Raw genomic sequence first — 15,066 nt, 5'->3', positions numbered from 1 at the left:
CATTTTCAAAATGGTTGGTGGTCCGGACTATTCACGGCTTCCAAACAACTGCAGCAGGAACATGAACATGTTGATAAAGTCCAGATACAGGCTCAGCGCGCCCATGATGGCTGCTTTGCCCAGCCATTCCTGATCGCCGGTATGTGCCATCTGCAAGTAGGTGGTTTTGATCTTCTGGGTGTCATAGGCGGTCAGACCGGCGAAGATCAGAACACCCAGAACCGAAATCGCGAACGTCATTGCAGACGAGGCCAGGAAGATGTTCACGACCGAGGCAACGATCAGCCCGATCACACCCATGATCAGGAAGGTGCCCATTGCGGACAGGTCTTTCTTCGTCGTGTAGCCGTACAGGGAAAGCCCCGCGAAAGCGATTGAGGTGATCAGGAAGACCTGAATGATCGACTCGCCGGTGAAGACCAGGAATATCCAGCTGATCGAAACGCCCATGACTGCGGCAAACAGGTAGAACACTGTTTGTGCCGTTGCAGCCGACAGGCGGTTGATGCTGGCGCTGAAGCCAAAGACAAAGGCCAGCGGGGCAAACATGATGACCCAGCGCAACGGCGAGGCGAACAGCGAATACCCAAGCGACGTCAGATATTTGTCAGAGCTCAGCTGTGCCGCAGCCGCCGAAGGGTCGGTTGTGGTTGCCAGGCCAGCAATAGCCCAGGCTGCTGCAAAGGTGATCAGCATGCCCACGGACATTGTGCCGTAGACTTTGTTCATATGGGCGCGCAGGCCCTCGTCAATCTGGGCAGCGCGCGTACCGGTCGCCGTCCGGATCGTGTCAAATTGTGCCATTAAAAGGTCTCCCTCCACATATTCTTTTTGCGTCCCGATGTCAGGCCGCGCTCCTCGCAAATATCGTCAAGTGCGGGCTGTGTTTCAAGGGTTTAACGCGGGAAACAGGCTAAAACACGCAACAAAAATGGCGGCTTCGAGGTGTCAGCCGCCATTCAGTGGTAAAAGTAGTGGATTAGGTTCATTTTTGCCAGAATTCCGGAGCATCCCATATGCGGCGTTTTGCTTCGGCTTCGGCCTCTTCACGGGTAATGCCGATATCGAGAAGGGCGCGGTCGTCCAATCTGGCGAGCTGACAGCGTTGGCGCTGTAGCGATAGCGCATCCAGAACAGAAGTGAGCTTAAAGCGCTGCCGTGGCTTGCAATATGTTGAAGCTGTGATTTGCGTCATAGCCTTGTCCTTTCGGTTTTGCTGATGTGTTGTGCCTATTGCATCAACTTCCTTGATTTATATGGAGGGCTGTGACACATTTTGAAAATGAATATTATTGAACACATCCATAAGGAATCGTGAAGATGCGAAATTTGGACATCACCACTCTCCGCTCCTTTGTGGCAGTTGCCGATCAGGGTGGCGTGACGCGGGCAGCCGGTTTCCTGCACCTGACACAATCTGCCGTATCGATGCAGCTAAAGCGGTTGGAGGAGCTTTTAGGTCTGGAGCTGCTGGACCGAAGTGGCAGAACCATCGCGCTGACAGCGTCGGGCGAACAGCTTTTGGCCTATGCCAGACGCATGATCTCGTTGAATGACGAGGTGATGTCCAAGCTGACGGATCAGGCCTATGAGGGCGAGGTCGTTCTTGGTGTGCCGCATGATATCGTCTATCCGGCTATCCCCCGGGTGCTGCAGCGATTCAACGCGGATTTCCCACGCGTCCGTGTGCAGCTTATCTCCTCCTATTCGCTGCAACTGAAGGATATGTTTAAGCGCGGAGACTGCGATTTGATCCTAACGACCGAGGCGACAGTGGGGCAGGGGGCCGAGACGATTGCCGAGCTTCCTTTGCGCTGGATTGGTGCGCCGGGCGGGTCTGCCTGGCGAAAACGCCCCATTCCGCTAGCGCTTGGGCGTCGGTGTCTGTTCAGGCCGCAGGTCATTGCTGCGCTGGATGCGGCTGGAATTCCCTGGGAGCTTTCGGTGGAAACCGAAAATGACCGTACTATCGAGGCAACGGTCAGCGCCGATTTGGCGGTTCATGCCATGCTCGAAGGGACAGAGGCCGCACATCTTGCCCAGATCGATTCGGGTGGCGTCCTGCCCGAGCTTCCTGCGCATATGATAAATCTGTATGGCGGCGAAACTGGCCGCGGAGCCGTGGTTGAGGCGTTGGCGACGCTGGTGCGCCAGAACTTTCGTTTGCTTGGGGGGGTGCCGCTTAAAGCCGTTGTCGGTTGATCATCCGTTAGGGGGTTATGACGACTTTCCCGGTGGCCGTCCTGTCGCGCAGCATGGCCAGTCCGCGTTCGGCTTCGGACAGGGGCAGAACATGGCTGATATGCGGTTTGATGCGGCCCTCGCTATGCCAGCGAAACAGCGTTTCAAAGCTGTCCGTCACAATCTGAGGTCGAAACTTCAAGTAGCCTCCGATGTAGAGCCCGATGACTGTCAGGTTCTTGACCAGTAGGTGGTTGGCCGGAATTTGCGGCACCTCACCGCCCGCAAAGCCAATGGGCAAGATGCGACCTTCGGGGTTGGTTGCGCGAAAGGCGGCTTTAAACACATCGCCGCCGATCGCGTCATATACGACATCCGCGCCTCCTAATGCCTGGACACGGGCGCGGAGATCTTCGGATGCGTCGATCAGATGATCGGCCCCGGCCCTCTGTGCCACCTTGAGTTTCTCACTGCCGCGCGCCTGCGCAATAACCGTGGCGCCCATAAGCTTGCCGATCTCTACCGCCGTCAGGCCGACGCCACCTGCCGCACCGGTCACCAGCAGGGTTTCGCCGGGCCTGAGCCGCGCACGATGATCCAAAGCAATAAGGCTGGTGCCATATGTGATCTGAATTGCGGCGGCGTCTTCAAAGCTCATAGAGTCAGGGATTGCGATTGCACGATCGGCTTCGAACACTCCGAATTCAGCAAGGCCGCCCTGGCCGGAATAGACAGCGACGCGGTCACCCGGGTTCAGGTGGCGTACATTGTTTCCAATTTCGCGAACAATCCCTGCGACTTCCATGCCCAAGGAAAAGGGCGCCACCGGGGTGTCCTGATACGTCCCCTTCTGCATAAGGAGATCCGCAAAATTCAAACCGCAGGCTTTGATTTGAATGCAGACCTGGTTGTCGCCGGGTTCTGGCGGGTCGATATTGCAAAGCTGGGCCTTGGCCCCGTTGGTCTGGATATGAAACGCCAGCATGATTTGGCTCCGTCTTTTCGGGCATAGGTCAGTTCTGTCGTGGTCTTGTCAATCTGTTACCCTGCTGAAGACCCCGTTAATCCGGTGTTGACCAGGTGATTGTTTCCAGATCGGAATCAACGTGTGCGCGGTATTCACAACACAACTATAAACCATTGTTTGTGGAATCAGATTCAACCTTCTTGAAAAAAGCGCCAAAAAACGTAATAGTGCGCTATGGTGCTGATTTGGGGGGCATGTTCCAAATTAGGGAGTAGTTAAGTCGGGCTCGCTAATGTTGCGGTAACAAAGCATGTTGCGCACCCGTTTCAGTTGTGTGTGTAAGGGAGGATAGTACCAATGACCCATCACGTCGATGTCCATGTGGGCAAACGCGTCAGGCATCGCCGCTGGCTGATTGGCATGACCCAACAGCAGTTGGCACAGCAAGTTGGTATCAAGTTTCAGCAAATCCAGAAATATGAAACCGGTGCCAATCGAATCAGCGCGTCTCGTCTTTGGGACATTGCCGAGGCATTGGATGTTCCCGTCAGTTTCTTCTTTGAAGGCCTGGAAGAGGTCGAGAAAGGAAGCTCGGATAAGAAATCGGTACCTGCAGACCTTATGGGCGACAAAGAGGCCCTGGATCTCGTCCGCTCTTACTATGCCATACCGGAAAACCAGCGTCGCCGCTTGTTCGAGCTTGCGCGCGTTCTGAGTGATGTTGCCTGATTTCGCGGGTTGACTCTGATCCTGACGGAACGCACGGGTAGCGTATGGATAAGATGTCGCTGAGTGATCTTGAAGTGGCTGAAGAAATGGCCGACGCGGCGCGTGCGGCCATTCTTCCTTTTTTCAGGCAGTCTAATCTTGAGACTTCGAATAAGCTGGATCAGGGATTTGATCCGGTCACTGTCGCCGACCGCGCAGCCGAAAAAGCCATGCGCGCGGTTTTAGCCCGACATCGGCCCCAAGATGGAATATTTGGCGAGGAATATGGGCAGCACGAGGGGCAAAGTGGCCGCACCTGGGTTCTGGATCCGATCGACGGCACCCGAGGGTTTATCAGCGGGACACCGACATGGGGGGTTCTGATTGCGCTTAGCACGCAGGACGGGCCAACCATGGGGATCATCGACCAGCCGTATATCGGGGAACGCTTCATCGGCTCGGCGGATATCGCGCGAAGCCATGGTCCTACGGGCGATATGTCCCTGAAGACCCGTTCAACACCTTCTCTGGACCAGGCGATTCTGTTCACGACCTTCCCCGAGGTCGGCGCGTCGGAAGATCGTGCCGGGTTTGAGGCTGTGTCACAGCACGTACGCCTGACCCGCTATGGAATGGATTGCTATGCTTATGCTCTGCTTGCAGCGGGTCAGGTGGATTTGGTGATCGAAGCAGGTCTGAACGCCTATGACATTCAGGCGCCAATCGCCGTGATTCATGCGGCTGGCGGTATCGTCACCGACTGGCAGGGCGGCCCCGCCCATAATGGCGGTCGGGCTCTGGCGGCGGCAAACCCGCAGATCCACGCGGCGGCGCTGGAAATCCTGCGCAACTTCTAAAAACTGTTGCGGCGGACTGGCGGGCCGATTAGCCTTAATCCGGCTGGTTCTTGTGCCCGTTTTCCGCCAGCTTTTGCACTCCATGCATGAAACGGGCGATGCAAGGAGAGCAAGATGACCGATATCCTCATCAAAAATGCAGACACGATCCTGACCATGGATGACCAGCGCCGTGAACTTTCTGGCGCGGATATTCTGATCCGAGACGGGCAGATCGAACAGATCGGCCACGGGTTGCAGGCAACCGCAGAGATCCATAATGCAAGCGGATGTGTGGTGACGCCCGGCCTCGTGAACACGCACCACCATCTGTACCAGACCCTGACCCGCGCCGTGCCTGGCGGGCAGGATGCGCTTTTGTTCGGATGGCTGAAAACGCTCTATCCGATCTGGTCGCGATTTGGCCCCGAAGAGATGTTCGTATCCGCCCAGATCGGTTTGGCCGAGCTGGCTCTGTCGGGATGTACGCTCAGTTCTGATCACCTGTATCTATATCCGAACGGTGCGCGTCTGGATGACACTATTGCTGCGGCTGCCGAGGTTGGCCTGCGGTTCCACCCAACACGCGGCGCGATGAGTATTGGCGAAAGCGATGGCGGCCTGCCACCGGATGCTCTGGTCGAGGCCGAAGCAGATATTCTCGACGACATGATCCGCGTGGTTGACGCGTTTCACGACCCTTCCGAGGGTGCAATGTGCCGCGTCGGGCTGGCCCCGTGTTCGCCGTTCTCAGTCAGTCGCGATTTGATGCGGGACACGGCCATTCTGGCCCGCGACAAGGGCGTCATGCTGCATACCCATCTGGCCGAGAATGACGAGGATATCGCCTATTCGCAGGAACAATTCGGCTGCCGCCCCGGTCAATATGCCGAGGATTTGGGCTGGACCGGCTCAGATGTCTGGCACGCCCATTGCGTGAAACTGGACGGGGCAGAGATTGATCTGTTTGCACGGTCCCGCACAGGCGTGGCGCACTGTCCCTGTTCGAACTGCCGGTTGGGCTCGGGGATTGCCCCTGTACGGTCGATGCGAGATCGCGGCGTGCCTGTGGGTCTGGGCGTCGATGGGTCGGCCAGTAATGACAGCGGCAATCTGATCCTCGAGGCGCGGCAGGCCATGTTGTTGCAGCGCGTCGCCAGCGGTGCCGATGCCATGTCCTCTCGCGAGGCGCTGGAGATTGCCACGCGCGGCGGGGCGGATGTCTTGAACCGACCTGATTGCGGCCGTCTGGCTATCGGTAAGCGTGCCGATATAGCCATTTGGGATACGCGCGGTATTGAAAGCGCGGGCAGTTGGGATCCGGCAGCCCTGTTGCTTGCCGGTCCGACGAGGGTAAAGCACCTGTTTGTCGAAGGCCGTCAGATCGTGCGGGACGGGCAGATCGCAACGCTGGATCTGCCCCGGGTGATTGAACGGCAGAACCGATTGGCCCTTGCCTTGCAATCCTAGGTCCTGACAGGTTGACCTGCGATCCAAACCTCGGCAATCGCCCTGTCATCGCCCATCATGATGGTGGGAAAGAGGGCCTCCCACAGGTCATCGGCGCAGGCCTCGCGCTGAGCTATGGCCGGGGTGGAGGCGAGATCGAGCACGATCAGGTCGGCCTCCATTCCCGGGGCGATATTGCCGATGCTGTCATCCAGCCTCAGCGTTCGGGCCGACCCTACGGTGCCCAGCCACAGCAGTTGCGCGGCGTGCAGCGGCGTTCCGCGCAGTTGTCCGATCTCATAGGCCGACGCCATCGTGCGCAGCATCGAGAAACTTGAACCGCCACCAGTATCCGTTGCCAGACCAACTCGGTGTCCGTCGCGCATTAACCCTGCCATGTCGAACAGGCCTGACCCGATAAAGGTGTTAGAGGTCGGACAATGGATCAAAGCAGCGTCGACCTCACGCAGTCGGTCGCGTTCACGTGCCTCAAGGTGGATGACGTGGCCATAGAGGCCGTTGGGACCCAGCAGGCCAAATTTCTCATAAGTGTCCAGATAATCGCGTGCCTCGGGGAACAGCTCGCGCACCCAGGCGATTTCGTCGGTCTGTTCGCTGAGGTGGGTTTGCATCAGGCAATGGGGATGTTCGGCCCAAAGCGCGCCCATCGCCTCAAGCTGTTCGGGCGTCGAGGTGGGGGAAAAGCGGGGCGTTATGGCATAGGACAGGCGATCAATACCGTGCCATTTCTCAAGCAAGGCTTGGGATTGGTCATAGGCGGTTTGCGCCGTATCCCTCAGACCATCAGGCGCGTTGCGGTCCATGCAGGTTTTGCCCGCGACCACACGTTGGTTGCGCTGCAGCGCCGCCGAAAAGAAGGCATCGACGCTTTCGGAGTGGATGGTGCAATAGCTGCACATCGTGGTGGTGCCGTGTGCCGCTGTCAGGTCCAGATACCGGTTGGCAATCTCAGAGGCATAAGCTGCATCCCCGAATTTCATCTCTTCGGGGAAGGTATAGGTGTTCAGCCAGTCGATCAGGCGTTTGCCCCAACTGGCGATCATGGCGGTCTGCGGATAATGCACATGCGCATCAACAAATCCTGCAAGGATCACGTGCTGACCATGATCCACGACTTTTGCCTCGGGGTGGGCATTGTTCAGACTGTCGGCATCCGATACGCTGGAAATCCGACCGTTTTCGATCAGAACCGCTTCGCTGATTTTGACAGCCTCGGTCGGTTCGCCCTCGAACGGGGTGCCAGTGAAACTCAGGACACGCCCTTTCAGCAGCGTTTTTTGCGCCATACTCATTCATCTCCGCCTGTCTGGGACTGCGAAACAGCATAGGGGCAGGAAAGTTGTCGGTAAATCGGCGCATTGTCATTGTTTTCCGGTAGCTGCTTCTTCTATTTAGGGGCCAATGGGCGAACAGAGCGGGGGCAGATATGACAACAGGTATTAACGAACCCGTAAGTGAACCGACTTCTGATGATGACGCCTATGCGCTGGATCGTCGAACGGTAGCATCCATTCTGTATGCAGTTGATGTCGATGACCGCGACAAGCTGATCGAATTGATGGACCCGCTGCACGCTGCCGACATCGCCGACCTTCTGGAACAGATCAACCCCTATGACCGCGCCCGGTTGATCCGTCTGTATGACAAAGAGTTCGACGGCGATATTCTGTCTGAACTGGACGAAGGTGTCAGGGAAGAAGTTATTGAAGTCCTGCGTCCCGATGTTCTGGCGGATGCCGTACGCGACATGGAAAGCGACGATGTCGTCGATCTGCTGGAAGACCTTGAAGAGCCGCAGCAAGAAGCCATCCTGGGTGCGCTGGAGGATTCCGAACGGATCGCGGCCGAACAGGCGTTATCCTACCCGGAAAACTCGGCCGGACGGCTTATGCAACGCGAAGTCGTCATGGCGCCCGAGCATTGGACAGTTGGGCAGGCCATTGACTTTATGCGTGCCAATGACGGACTGCCAGAACAATTCTACCATTTGGTTCTTGTTGATCCGCGGTTGAAGCCAACAGCACAGGTAACACTGGGCAAACTCATGGCTACCCGGCGCGAGGTGCCTCTGCACGAAATTGCCGAAGAAGAGTTCTATACCATTCCCGTCGATCAGGATGAAGAGGACGTGGCCTATGCGTTCAATCAGTACCACCTGATCTCGGCCCCAGTGGTGGATGGTGACGGACGGCTTGTTGGTGTGATCACCATTGATGACGCGATGGTGGTGCTGGATGAGGAATACGAAGAGGATATGTTGCGCCTAGCCGGTGTCAGCAACGAAAGCTCGCTGTCCGACAGTGTGGCCGCGACCAGCAGGCGACGCCTGCCGTGGTTGGCGGTAAACCTGTGTACTTCGATCTGCGCCTCGCTGGTGATTTCCCAGTTCGAGGCGGCGATTGATCAGTTGGTGGCGTTGGCCATTCTGATGCCGATTGTGGCCTCGATGGGGGGCAATGCGGGGACACAATCGCTGACCGTCGCAGTGCGAGCCCTGGCAACGCGCGACCTGACAGGTGCGAACGTGATGCGGGTGATCCGACGGGAACTGCTGGTGGGCATGTTGAACGGGCTGTGTTTTGCCACCGTTCTGGGCGTGGTGGGAATGTATTGGTTCGGCTCGCCGTTGTTGGGTGTCGTGATTGGCTCCGCTCTGGTCGTGAACATGGTGATCGCAGGCTTTGCAGGTACGGTAGTACCGGTCGTGCTAGACCGGATGGGTGTTGACCCGGCGCTGGCGTCAGGGACCTTTGTGACGACAACGACGGATGTCATGGGATTCTTTATCTTTCTTGGGCTTGCCAGCGTGGTGCTATTGTGACCGATCTGACCGAAATCAAAGCTGCCGCGCGCAAGGCGGCCTTTGCCCGGCGCAAATCTGCGTTTGATGCAAATCCGCCCGGTGCCGCCGGGCGACTGTCTGAAATTCTGGCCGGGCACCGCGGAGTACCCCTGTCGGGTTATATGCCCATCCGGACCGAGAGTGACCCGCTGCCCGCCATGGCCGAGGCGTCCGCTTATGGCCCGGTGGGCGTACCGGTTATTCAGGCGGCCGGGCAGCCGCTGAAATTCTCTCGTTGGACGCCCGAAGGCAGGCTGAAGGATGGCCCGTTTGGCGCCAAAGTGCCCGAGGTCGATGACTATTTCGATCCCGAAATTCTGATCGTGCCACTGGTGGCATTCGATGCAAATGGAGGGCGTCTGGGTTATGGGGGTGGGTTCTATGACCGGACATTGGAAGGGCTGCGCGCGAAACGCCCGACTCTGGCCATCGGTTTTGCCTTCGATGCGCAAGAAGCAGACGGGCTGCCGCTGGAACCGACGGATCAGCCGCTTGATATGGTAGTAACTGAAAGCCGTGTATTGACCTTTTAACGAAGGTATCAGCCCTGGTTTTTAGCGCGAAAATATTCCCAGGCATTTTTTTCGGTGCCATCAGGCAATATGCACACGCCGGTCTGGCCATTCTCTCCGTCCCGAATTTCATACCTCCCACCGCTGTCGATGCAATAGATGGCCGAGGGGTTTGGCAGCTGTGGGTTTGAGTTGACTGCTTGCCCTTCCGAGCAGGCAGCAAGCGTGGCACAGACACCAAAGGTCAGACCGATCCGAAACATAAAGAATCTCCTAAATAAAGAGTTTTGCCGTTCATTGGGTCAGCTTAACGGCTTGTACTTGCGAATTGCCACACTTAGACGGTTTCTATGAGGATACTTTTTCTGGGTGACGTTATGGGCCGCGCTGGACGCGCGGCTGTTCAGCAACATCTGCCACGTCTGCGCGACGAATGGCGGCTGGATTTCGTGGTGATCAATGGTGAGAACGCCTCGAACGGAATGGGTTTGACCGGGGATCATGCCAAGCTGCTGTTAGATGCAGGGGCGGATTGCCTGACGCTGGGCGACCACGCTTTCGACCAGAAGGACATGTTGCAATTCATCGAGAGCGAACCGCGCATTGTGCGCCCTGTTAACTTTGCCAAGGGTGCTCCGGGGCGCGGGCATCGTCTCTATACCGCCCCTGGCGGGCGCAAGGTTCTGGTCGTACAGGTGCTGGGGCAGGTCTTTATGAAGCGGCCCTTCGATGATCCGTTTTCGGCGATCGAGCCAATTCTGAAGTCGCACCCGCGCGGTGGGCAGGCGCAGGCGATCATCGTCGACATGCATTGCGAAGCCACATCCGAGAAGATGGCGATGGGGCATTACTGCGACAAGCGCGCCAGCCTGGTGGTCGGGACGCATACGCATGTGCCGACCGCAGATGCTCAGATCCTTCCGGGGGGAACGGCCTATCTGACTGATGCTGGGATGTGCGGGGATTACGATTCTGTCATTGGTATGGAAAAGCTGGAACCGATGCGCCGGTTCATCACCGGCATGCCCAAGGCGCGGTTTACGCCTGCAAATGGCGAAGCAACGCTAAGCGGTGTGTTCGTGAAAACCGATGATCGCAATGGTCAGGCAAAATCCGTGCAAATGGTGCGCGTTGGGGGTCGCTTGCAACAAGCCGGGCCGCAATAGCGCGACGTTGGGCTTGCCCTGCTGCCCGCAATACGGGAAACTGCCCGACGGGCGCGCAAGCTGGGCCAGGGTTCGGACTGAATACCACGAATGCAATTTCTTCAACTGACAGAAACGGGCAGCGCGATCGTGGCGCTATTGGTTGTCGCAGGCATGTTTGTCATGTTCCTGCGCGAGGCTTACCCGACCGAGGTTGTCGCCATCGCGGGCGTTGCCCTGATGCTGGTGACCGGTATCCTGCCCTATCAAAGTGCGTTGGCAGTTCTGTCCAATCCTGCGCCATGGACGATTGCGGCGATGTTCATCGTCATGGGGGCTCTGGTCAGAACCGGGGCATTGGATTCCTTTACCGCAACTGCGCAGAAACAGGCGCAGGTTAACCCGCGTATCGCGATTGCCATGCTGATGGGGTTTGTGGTTCTGGCCTCGGCGGTGGTGTCAAACACACCCGTGGTCGTCGTGATGATCCCGGTTTTTGTACAGATTGCCCGCACGTTGAACGTGCCGGCCTCGAAACTGCTGATCCCGCTCAGCTATGCTGCCATCATGGGGGGGACGCTGACACTGATCGGCACCTCGACCAACCTGCTTGTGGATGGTGTCGCGCGATCTCAGGGTCTGGCTGCATTCACGATTTTCGAAGTCACGCCCTTGGGCATCGCAGTGGTGATCTACGGCATGATCTATTTGCGCTTTGTTGCGCCGCGCCTGCTGCCTGAACGCGATAGCATGGCCTCGCTTCTGAGTGACCGGTCCAAGATGAAATTCTTCACCGAGGCCGTCATCCCGCCTGACAGCAACCTGATCGGGCGCGAAGTGACAGGAGTGCAACTGTTCAAGCGTCCCGGCGTACGCCTGATTGACGTGGTCCGCGGGGACGAGTCTTTGCGGCGCAACCTCAAAGGGGTGACGCTTGAAGTTGGGGATCGCGTTGTTCTGCGGACCGAGATGACCGAGTTGCTGAGCCTGCAAAGCAACAAAGAGTTAAAGCGTGTTGATCAGGTTTCTGCGGTCGAGACCAAAACGGTCGAAGTGCTGATCACACCGGGGTGCCGTATGGTTGGGCGAACGCTGGGCGTGATGCGCCTGCGCCGCCGCTATGGTGTCTACGTTCTGGCGGTACATCGGCGGAACCAGAATATCGGTCGTCAACTAGACGACCTCGTGGTGCGAGTCGGGGATACTCTGCTGTTGGAGGGATCGCCTGCCGATATCCAGAAGCTTGCCGCTGATATGGATATGGTCGACGTGACACAGCCCTCGGCGCGGGCGTTCCGCCGCAATCACGCTCCGGTGGCGATTGGCGCACTTATCGGGATCGTCGTATTGGCTGCTTTAGGTGTGGCGCCAATTCTGCTGCTGTCCATTCTTGCGGTCGCTCTGGTTCTGGTCACCCGCTGCATAGACGCGGATGAGGCGTTTTCCTTTATCGAAGGGCGACTTCTGGCATTGATATTCTCGATGCTGGCCATCGGGGCCGCGCTTGATAAGTCCGGGGCGGTTTCCCTGATCGTCGATGCAATCGCACCTGGGCTTAGTGCGCTGCCACCGTTCCTGATCGTTTGGGCCATCTATGTTTTGACCTCGGTGCTTACCGAACTCGTCTCCAACAACGCCGTTGCGGTAGTGGTCACGCCAATCGCAATCGGGTTGGCGCAGGCCGTCGGCGTAGACCCAAGGCCGCTGGTAGTTGCGGTGATGTTGGCGGCATCTGCATCCTTTGCGACACCAATCGGATATCAGACCAACATGATGGTCTATGGTCCGGGGGGATATCGGTTTGTCGATTTCATGAAGGTTGGCATCCCCTTGAACCTGACGGTCGGGCTGCTTGCTTCGTTGCTTATTCCGATCATCTGGCCGTTGTGACACCGGCGCGAACCCGCCGGTTTTGCGCTGACGGTCTTGTAAAGGCTGATCCAGACACAATCTTTTCCTCTAGAACTTGGACGAAAGGACAGGATTATGCCTTTTCCAAAATTTGGTCAGTTGATCGTAATGGGTGCGATTATGGTGGCGCTGATTGGCAGCGATGTATCGGCTGGTTCGGTGACCGGTACCGCCTCCTACCGCGAACGGATTGCCGTGCCTGAAGACGCGACGCTATATATCGAGCTGCAGGATATATCGCTTGCGGATGCGCCAGCGGTAACGCTGGCTGCGCAGCGCTACGTGCTGAGCGGGGTGCCTGCCGAGTTTGAATTGACCTATGATGATGCTCTGATCCGTGACGGGATGACCTATGCGGTGCGGGGGGCAATATATCGTGGGTCACAACTGCTGTTTACGACCGACACGGGGTATCCGGTCCTGACCAATGGTGCGCCGGATACAGCCGACCTTTTGTTGGTCAAGACGGGCGGCCCCACGTCGGCGGGGCTGGAAAACACAAGCTGGACGGCGATTGGTGTGGATGGGGCCGTGCTGAACAGCGAACGCGCCCCGCAGCTTGAGTTTGCGCAAGGCGGTGCCTTTAGCGGCTCAGGCGGTTGCAACCGTTTCACAGGGCAGGTCGAAATTTCCGGAAATTCGCTTACGTTTCCAGACAATATTGCGGCCACTTTGATGGCCTGCCCGCCCGAGATGGAGCAGGTGGAGGATCAGTTCTTTGCCGCCCTGCAAAACGTGGTGTCCTATGCGGTGGCGGGCGATAGCCTTGCGCTGTTGGACAGTGCAGGCGACCCGGTTCTGAAATTCATACGCACGCAGTAATCAGGCCACAGCGCGCGACCGTCCTGCGTTGCGCCCGGAAAAGATGCAGCCGCCCAGGAATGTACCTTCCAGCGCGTTGTATCCGTGATAGCCGCCGCCGCCGAAACCGGCGACCTCTCCTGCGGCGAACAGCCCGGGAACGACCTGACCGTTTGCACCGATCATCTGACTGTCGAGGTTGGTCTGCAAACCGCCCAGCGTTTTGCGCGTCAGCATGTGAAGTTTGACCGCGATTAGCGGCCCATTGGCAGGATCAAGGAACTTGTGTGGTTTGGCGGTGCGGATCAACCTGTCACCCCGATAGTTGCGGGCCGCCAGAATAGCCGCCATCTGCGCGTCCTTGGAAAACGGGTTGTCGACCTGTGAGTCTCGCGCTTCGATCTGGGCGCGCAAATGCGCCTCATTGATCAGATCGCCACCCAGTTGGTTCATGCCGCTGACCAGTTCGGTCAGAGTGTTGGCAACGATGAAATCTTCCCCGTGCTGTTTGAAGGCCTCGACCGGCGCGGTGGCTTGCGATCCTGACAAAATGCGCTGACGGATAACCTCTTTCCAGCTGCCCGAGGTGAAATCCGGGTTCTGTTCCGACCCGGAGAGCGCAAATTCCCTTTTGATGACTTTCTGCGTCAGTACAAACCAGCTGTATTCATAACCGGTCTTCAGGATCTCTTTCAGCGTGCCCAACGTGTCGAACCCCGGCAAACAAGGGGGCAACAGACGATTGCCGCGCGCGTCAAACCACATAGAGCTTGGGCCGGGCAGGATACGAATTCCGTGCGATGGCCAGATCGGGTTCCAGTTTTTGACGCCCTCGGTGTAATGCCACATCCGGTCGCCGTTGATCACATGTCCACCGGCCTTTTCGCTGATGGGGATCATGCGGCCGTCAACGTGGAACGGCACGCCCGCGATCATGTCTTTGGGTGGTTCGCCCAGGCGGTCGCGCGGCCAGTTCTTGCGCACCATTTCGAAATTGCCACCAATACCGCCCGAACTGACGATGACCGAAGGAGCATAGACCTCGAATTCCCCAACCTCTTCCCGGTTGGTCTTGGCGCCATGCGCGGCTGCGTCCTCAGCCAAGACCTCTCCCGAGACGCCTTTGGCACAGCCGTTTTGCATAATGATATGGCTGACTTGGTGGCGGAACTTCAGCTGGATCAGGCCTGTGCTGACATGTTCGCGCACGCGACGGATGAAATGTTCCAGAACACCAGGGCCGGTGCCCCATGTGATGTGGAACCGAGGTACCGAATTGCCATGCCCATCGGCATAAGAACCGCCACGTTCGGCCCATCCAACCACAGGAAACCATCGCAGCCCCATATCGTGCAGCCAGGGCCGCATTTCACCGGCGGCGAATTCCACATAAGCTTCGGCCCATTTGCGGGGCCAAGCGTCTTCTTCGCGGTCAAACTGCGCGCTGCCCTGCCAGTCACGCAAGGCCAGTTCGTGGTTGTCCCTGATGCCCATCCTGCGCTGTTCCGGCGTGTCGACCATGAATAATCCACCGAGGCTCCAGAACGCCTGACCGCCGAGGAAATGACCGGGTTCCTGATCCAGTATGATCACCTTTTTTCCGCGGTCGCCTAGCTCGGCCGCGGCCGCAAGCCCGGCCAGCCCAGCCCCAACGACAATGGCATCTGCGGTGTTATTGGACATGTTTTTTCCT

General features: G+C 57.8%; 15 protein-coding genes. 9 read left to right on the top strand and 6 right to left on the bottom strand.

Annotation, left to right across the window (positions count from 1 at the left end; all coding sequences use genetic code 11):
- Window positions 1–27: 27 nt before the first annotated feature.
- Both AC2FH0_RS13895 and AC2FH0_RS13890 read right to left on the bottom strand, forming a co-directional pair.
- A complete protein-coding gene (locus AC2FH0_RS13895) occupies window positions 28–804 on the bottom strand; it encodes a Bax inhibitor-1/YccA family protein (protein WP_496690953.1) in 777 nt (258 codons plus the stop codon).
- A gap of 181 nt (window positions 805–985) precedes the next feature.
- The gene (locus AC2FH0_RS13890) at window positions 986–1,195 is read right to left on the bottom strand and encodes a DUF1127 domain-containing protein (protein ID WP_496789613.1); all 210 of its coding nucleotides are present in this window, start codon (window positions 1,193–1,195) and stop codon (window positions 986–988) included.
- Window positions 1,196–1,320: 125 nt separating this feature from the next.
- Between AC2FH0_RS13890 and AC2FH0_RS13885 the strand changes: the two genes are divergently transcribed.
- Window positions 1,321–2,202, top strand: coding sequence for a LysR family transcriptional regulator (locus AC2FH0_RS13885; protein ID WP_142636745.1), 882 nt, complete (start codon window positions 1,321–1,323; stop codon window positions 2,200–2,202).
- 7 nt (window positions 2,203–2,209) lie between these two features.
- On the opposite strand, the gene AC2FH0_RS13880 is transcribed toward AC2FH0_RS13885, so the two are convergent.
- Window positions 2,210–3,166 carry an NADPH:quinone oxidoreductase family protein gene (locus AC2FH0_RS13880; RefSeq protein WP_496708742.1) on the bottom strand — a complete coding sequence of 319 codons (957 nt, stop codon included), beginning with the start codon at window positions 3,164–3,166 and terminating at the stop codon, window positions 2,210–2,212.
- A gap of 339 nt (window positions 3,167–3,505) precedes the next feature.
- Between AC2FH0_RS13880 and AC2FH0_RS13875 the strand changes: the two genes are divergently transcribed.
- The 3 genes from AC2FH0_RS13875 (at window position 3,506) to AC2FH0_RS13865 (ending at window position 6,162) form a co-directional block, all read left to right on the top strand.
- Window positions 3,506–3,877, top strand: a complete 372-nt coding sequence (locus AC2FH0_RS13875; RefSeq protein ID WP_142636749.1) for a helix-turn-helix domain-containing protein — start codon at window positions 3,506–3,508, stop codon at window positions 3,875–3,877.
- 44 nt (window positions 3,878–3,921) lie between these two features.
- The gene (gene hisN / locus AC2FH0_RS13870; protein WP_142636751.1) at window positions 3,922–4,713 is read left to right on the top strand and encodes a histidinol-phosphatase; all 792 of its coding nucleotides are present in this window, start codon (window positions 3,922–3,924) and stop codon (window positions 4,711–4,713) included.
- Window positions 4,714–4,827: 114 nt separating this feature from the next.
- The gene (locus tag AC2FH0_RS13865) at window positions 4,828–6,162 is read left to right on the top strand and encodes an 8-oxoguanine deaminase (protein WP_496789612.1); all 1,335 of its coding nucleotides are present in this window, start codon (window positions 4,828–4,830) and stop codon (window positions 6,160–6,162) included.
- On the opposite strand, the gene guaD is transcribed toward AC2FH0_RS13865, so the two are convergent.
- Window positions 6,159–7,448, bottom strand: a complete 1,290-nt coding sequence (guaD, locus tag AC2FH0_RS13860) for a guanine deaminase (RefSeq protein ID WP_496789674.1) — start codon at window positions 7,446–7,448, stop codon at window positions 6,159–6,161. The genes AC2FH0_RS13865 and guaD overlap by 4 nt on opposite strands.
- A gap of 140 nt (window positions 7,449–7,588) precedes the next feature.
- Between guaD and mgtE the strand changes: the two genes are divergently transcribed.
- Both mgtE and AC2FH0_RS13850 read left to right on the top strand, forming a co-directional pair.
- Complete coding sequence (mgtE, locus tag AC2FH0_RS13855) at window positions 7,589–8,983, top strand: magnesium transporter (RefSeq protein ID WP_496789610.1); 1,395 nt, start codon at window positions 7,589–7,591, stop codon at window positions 8,981–8,983.
- Complete coding sequence (locus AC2FH0_RS13850; RefSeq protein WP_496708744.1) at window positions 8,980–9,537, top strand: 5-formyltetrahydrofolate cyclo-ligase; 558 nt, start codon at window positions 8,980–8,982, stop codon at window positions 9,535–9,537. The genes mgtE and AC2FH0_RS13850 overlap by 4 nt, the downstream gene beginning before the upstream one ends.
- Window positions 9,538–9,545: 8 nt before the next feature.
- On the opposite strand, the gene AC2FH0_RS13845 is transcribed toward AC2FH0_RS13850, so the two are convergent.
- Complete coding sequence (locus tag AC2FH0_RS13845; protein WP_496689671.1) at window positions 9,546–9,779, bottom strand: putative hemolysin; 234 nt, start codon at window positions 9,777–9,779, stop codon at window positions 9,546–9,548.
- Between the two features lie 87 nt (window positions 9,780–9,866).
- Between AC2FH0_RS13845 and AC2FH0_RS13840 the strand changes: the two genes are divergently transcribed.
- The 3 genes from AC2FH0_RS13840 to AC2FH0_RS13830 all read left to right on the top strand — a co-directional run bounded on the left by AC2FH0_RS13840 (window position 9,867) and on the right by AC2FH0_RS13830 (window position 13,394).
- The gene (locus AC2FH0_RS13840; RefSeq protein WP_496708745.1) at window positions 9,867–10,682 is read left to right on the top strand and encodes a TIGR00282 family metallophosphoesterase; all 816 of its coding nucleotides are present in this window, start codon (window positions 9,867–9,869) and stop codon (window positions 10,680–10,682) included.
- A gap of 90 nt (window positions 10,683–10,772) precedes the next feature.
- Window positions 10,773–12,551 (top strand): SLC13 family permease, encoded by a 1,779-nt coding sequence (locus tag AC2FH0_RS13835; protein ID WP_496689672.1) that lies wholly within the window; start codon window positions 10,773–10,775, stop codon window positions 12,549–12,551.
- A gap of 96 nt (window positions 12,552–12,647) precedes the next feature.
- Entirely contained in the window at window positions 12,648–13,394 is a 747-nt protein-coding gene (locus AC2FH0_RS13830; RefSeq protein WP_496789609.1) for a YbaY family lipoprotein, read from the top strand.
- On the opposite strand, the gene AC2FH0_RS13825 is transcribed toward AC2FH0_RS13830, so the two are convergent.
- Entirely contained in the window at window positions 13,395–15,056 is a 1,662-nt protein-coding gene (locus AC2FH0_RS13825) for an FAD-binding dehydrogenase (protein WP_496789608.1), read from the bottom strand.
- Between the last annotated feature and the right edge of the window lie 10 nt (window positions 15,057–15,066).

Source organism: Ruegeria sp. CDSC051 (assembly GCF_059610665.1).
Note: the sequence above shows the minus strand (reverse complement) of the source record. Positions and strands in the feature narration are given on the sequence as shown.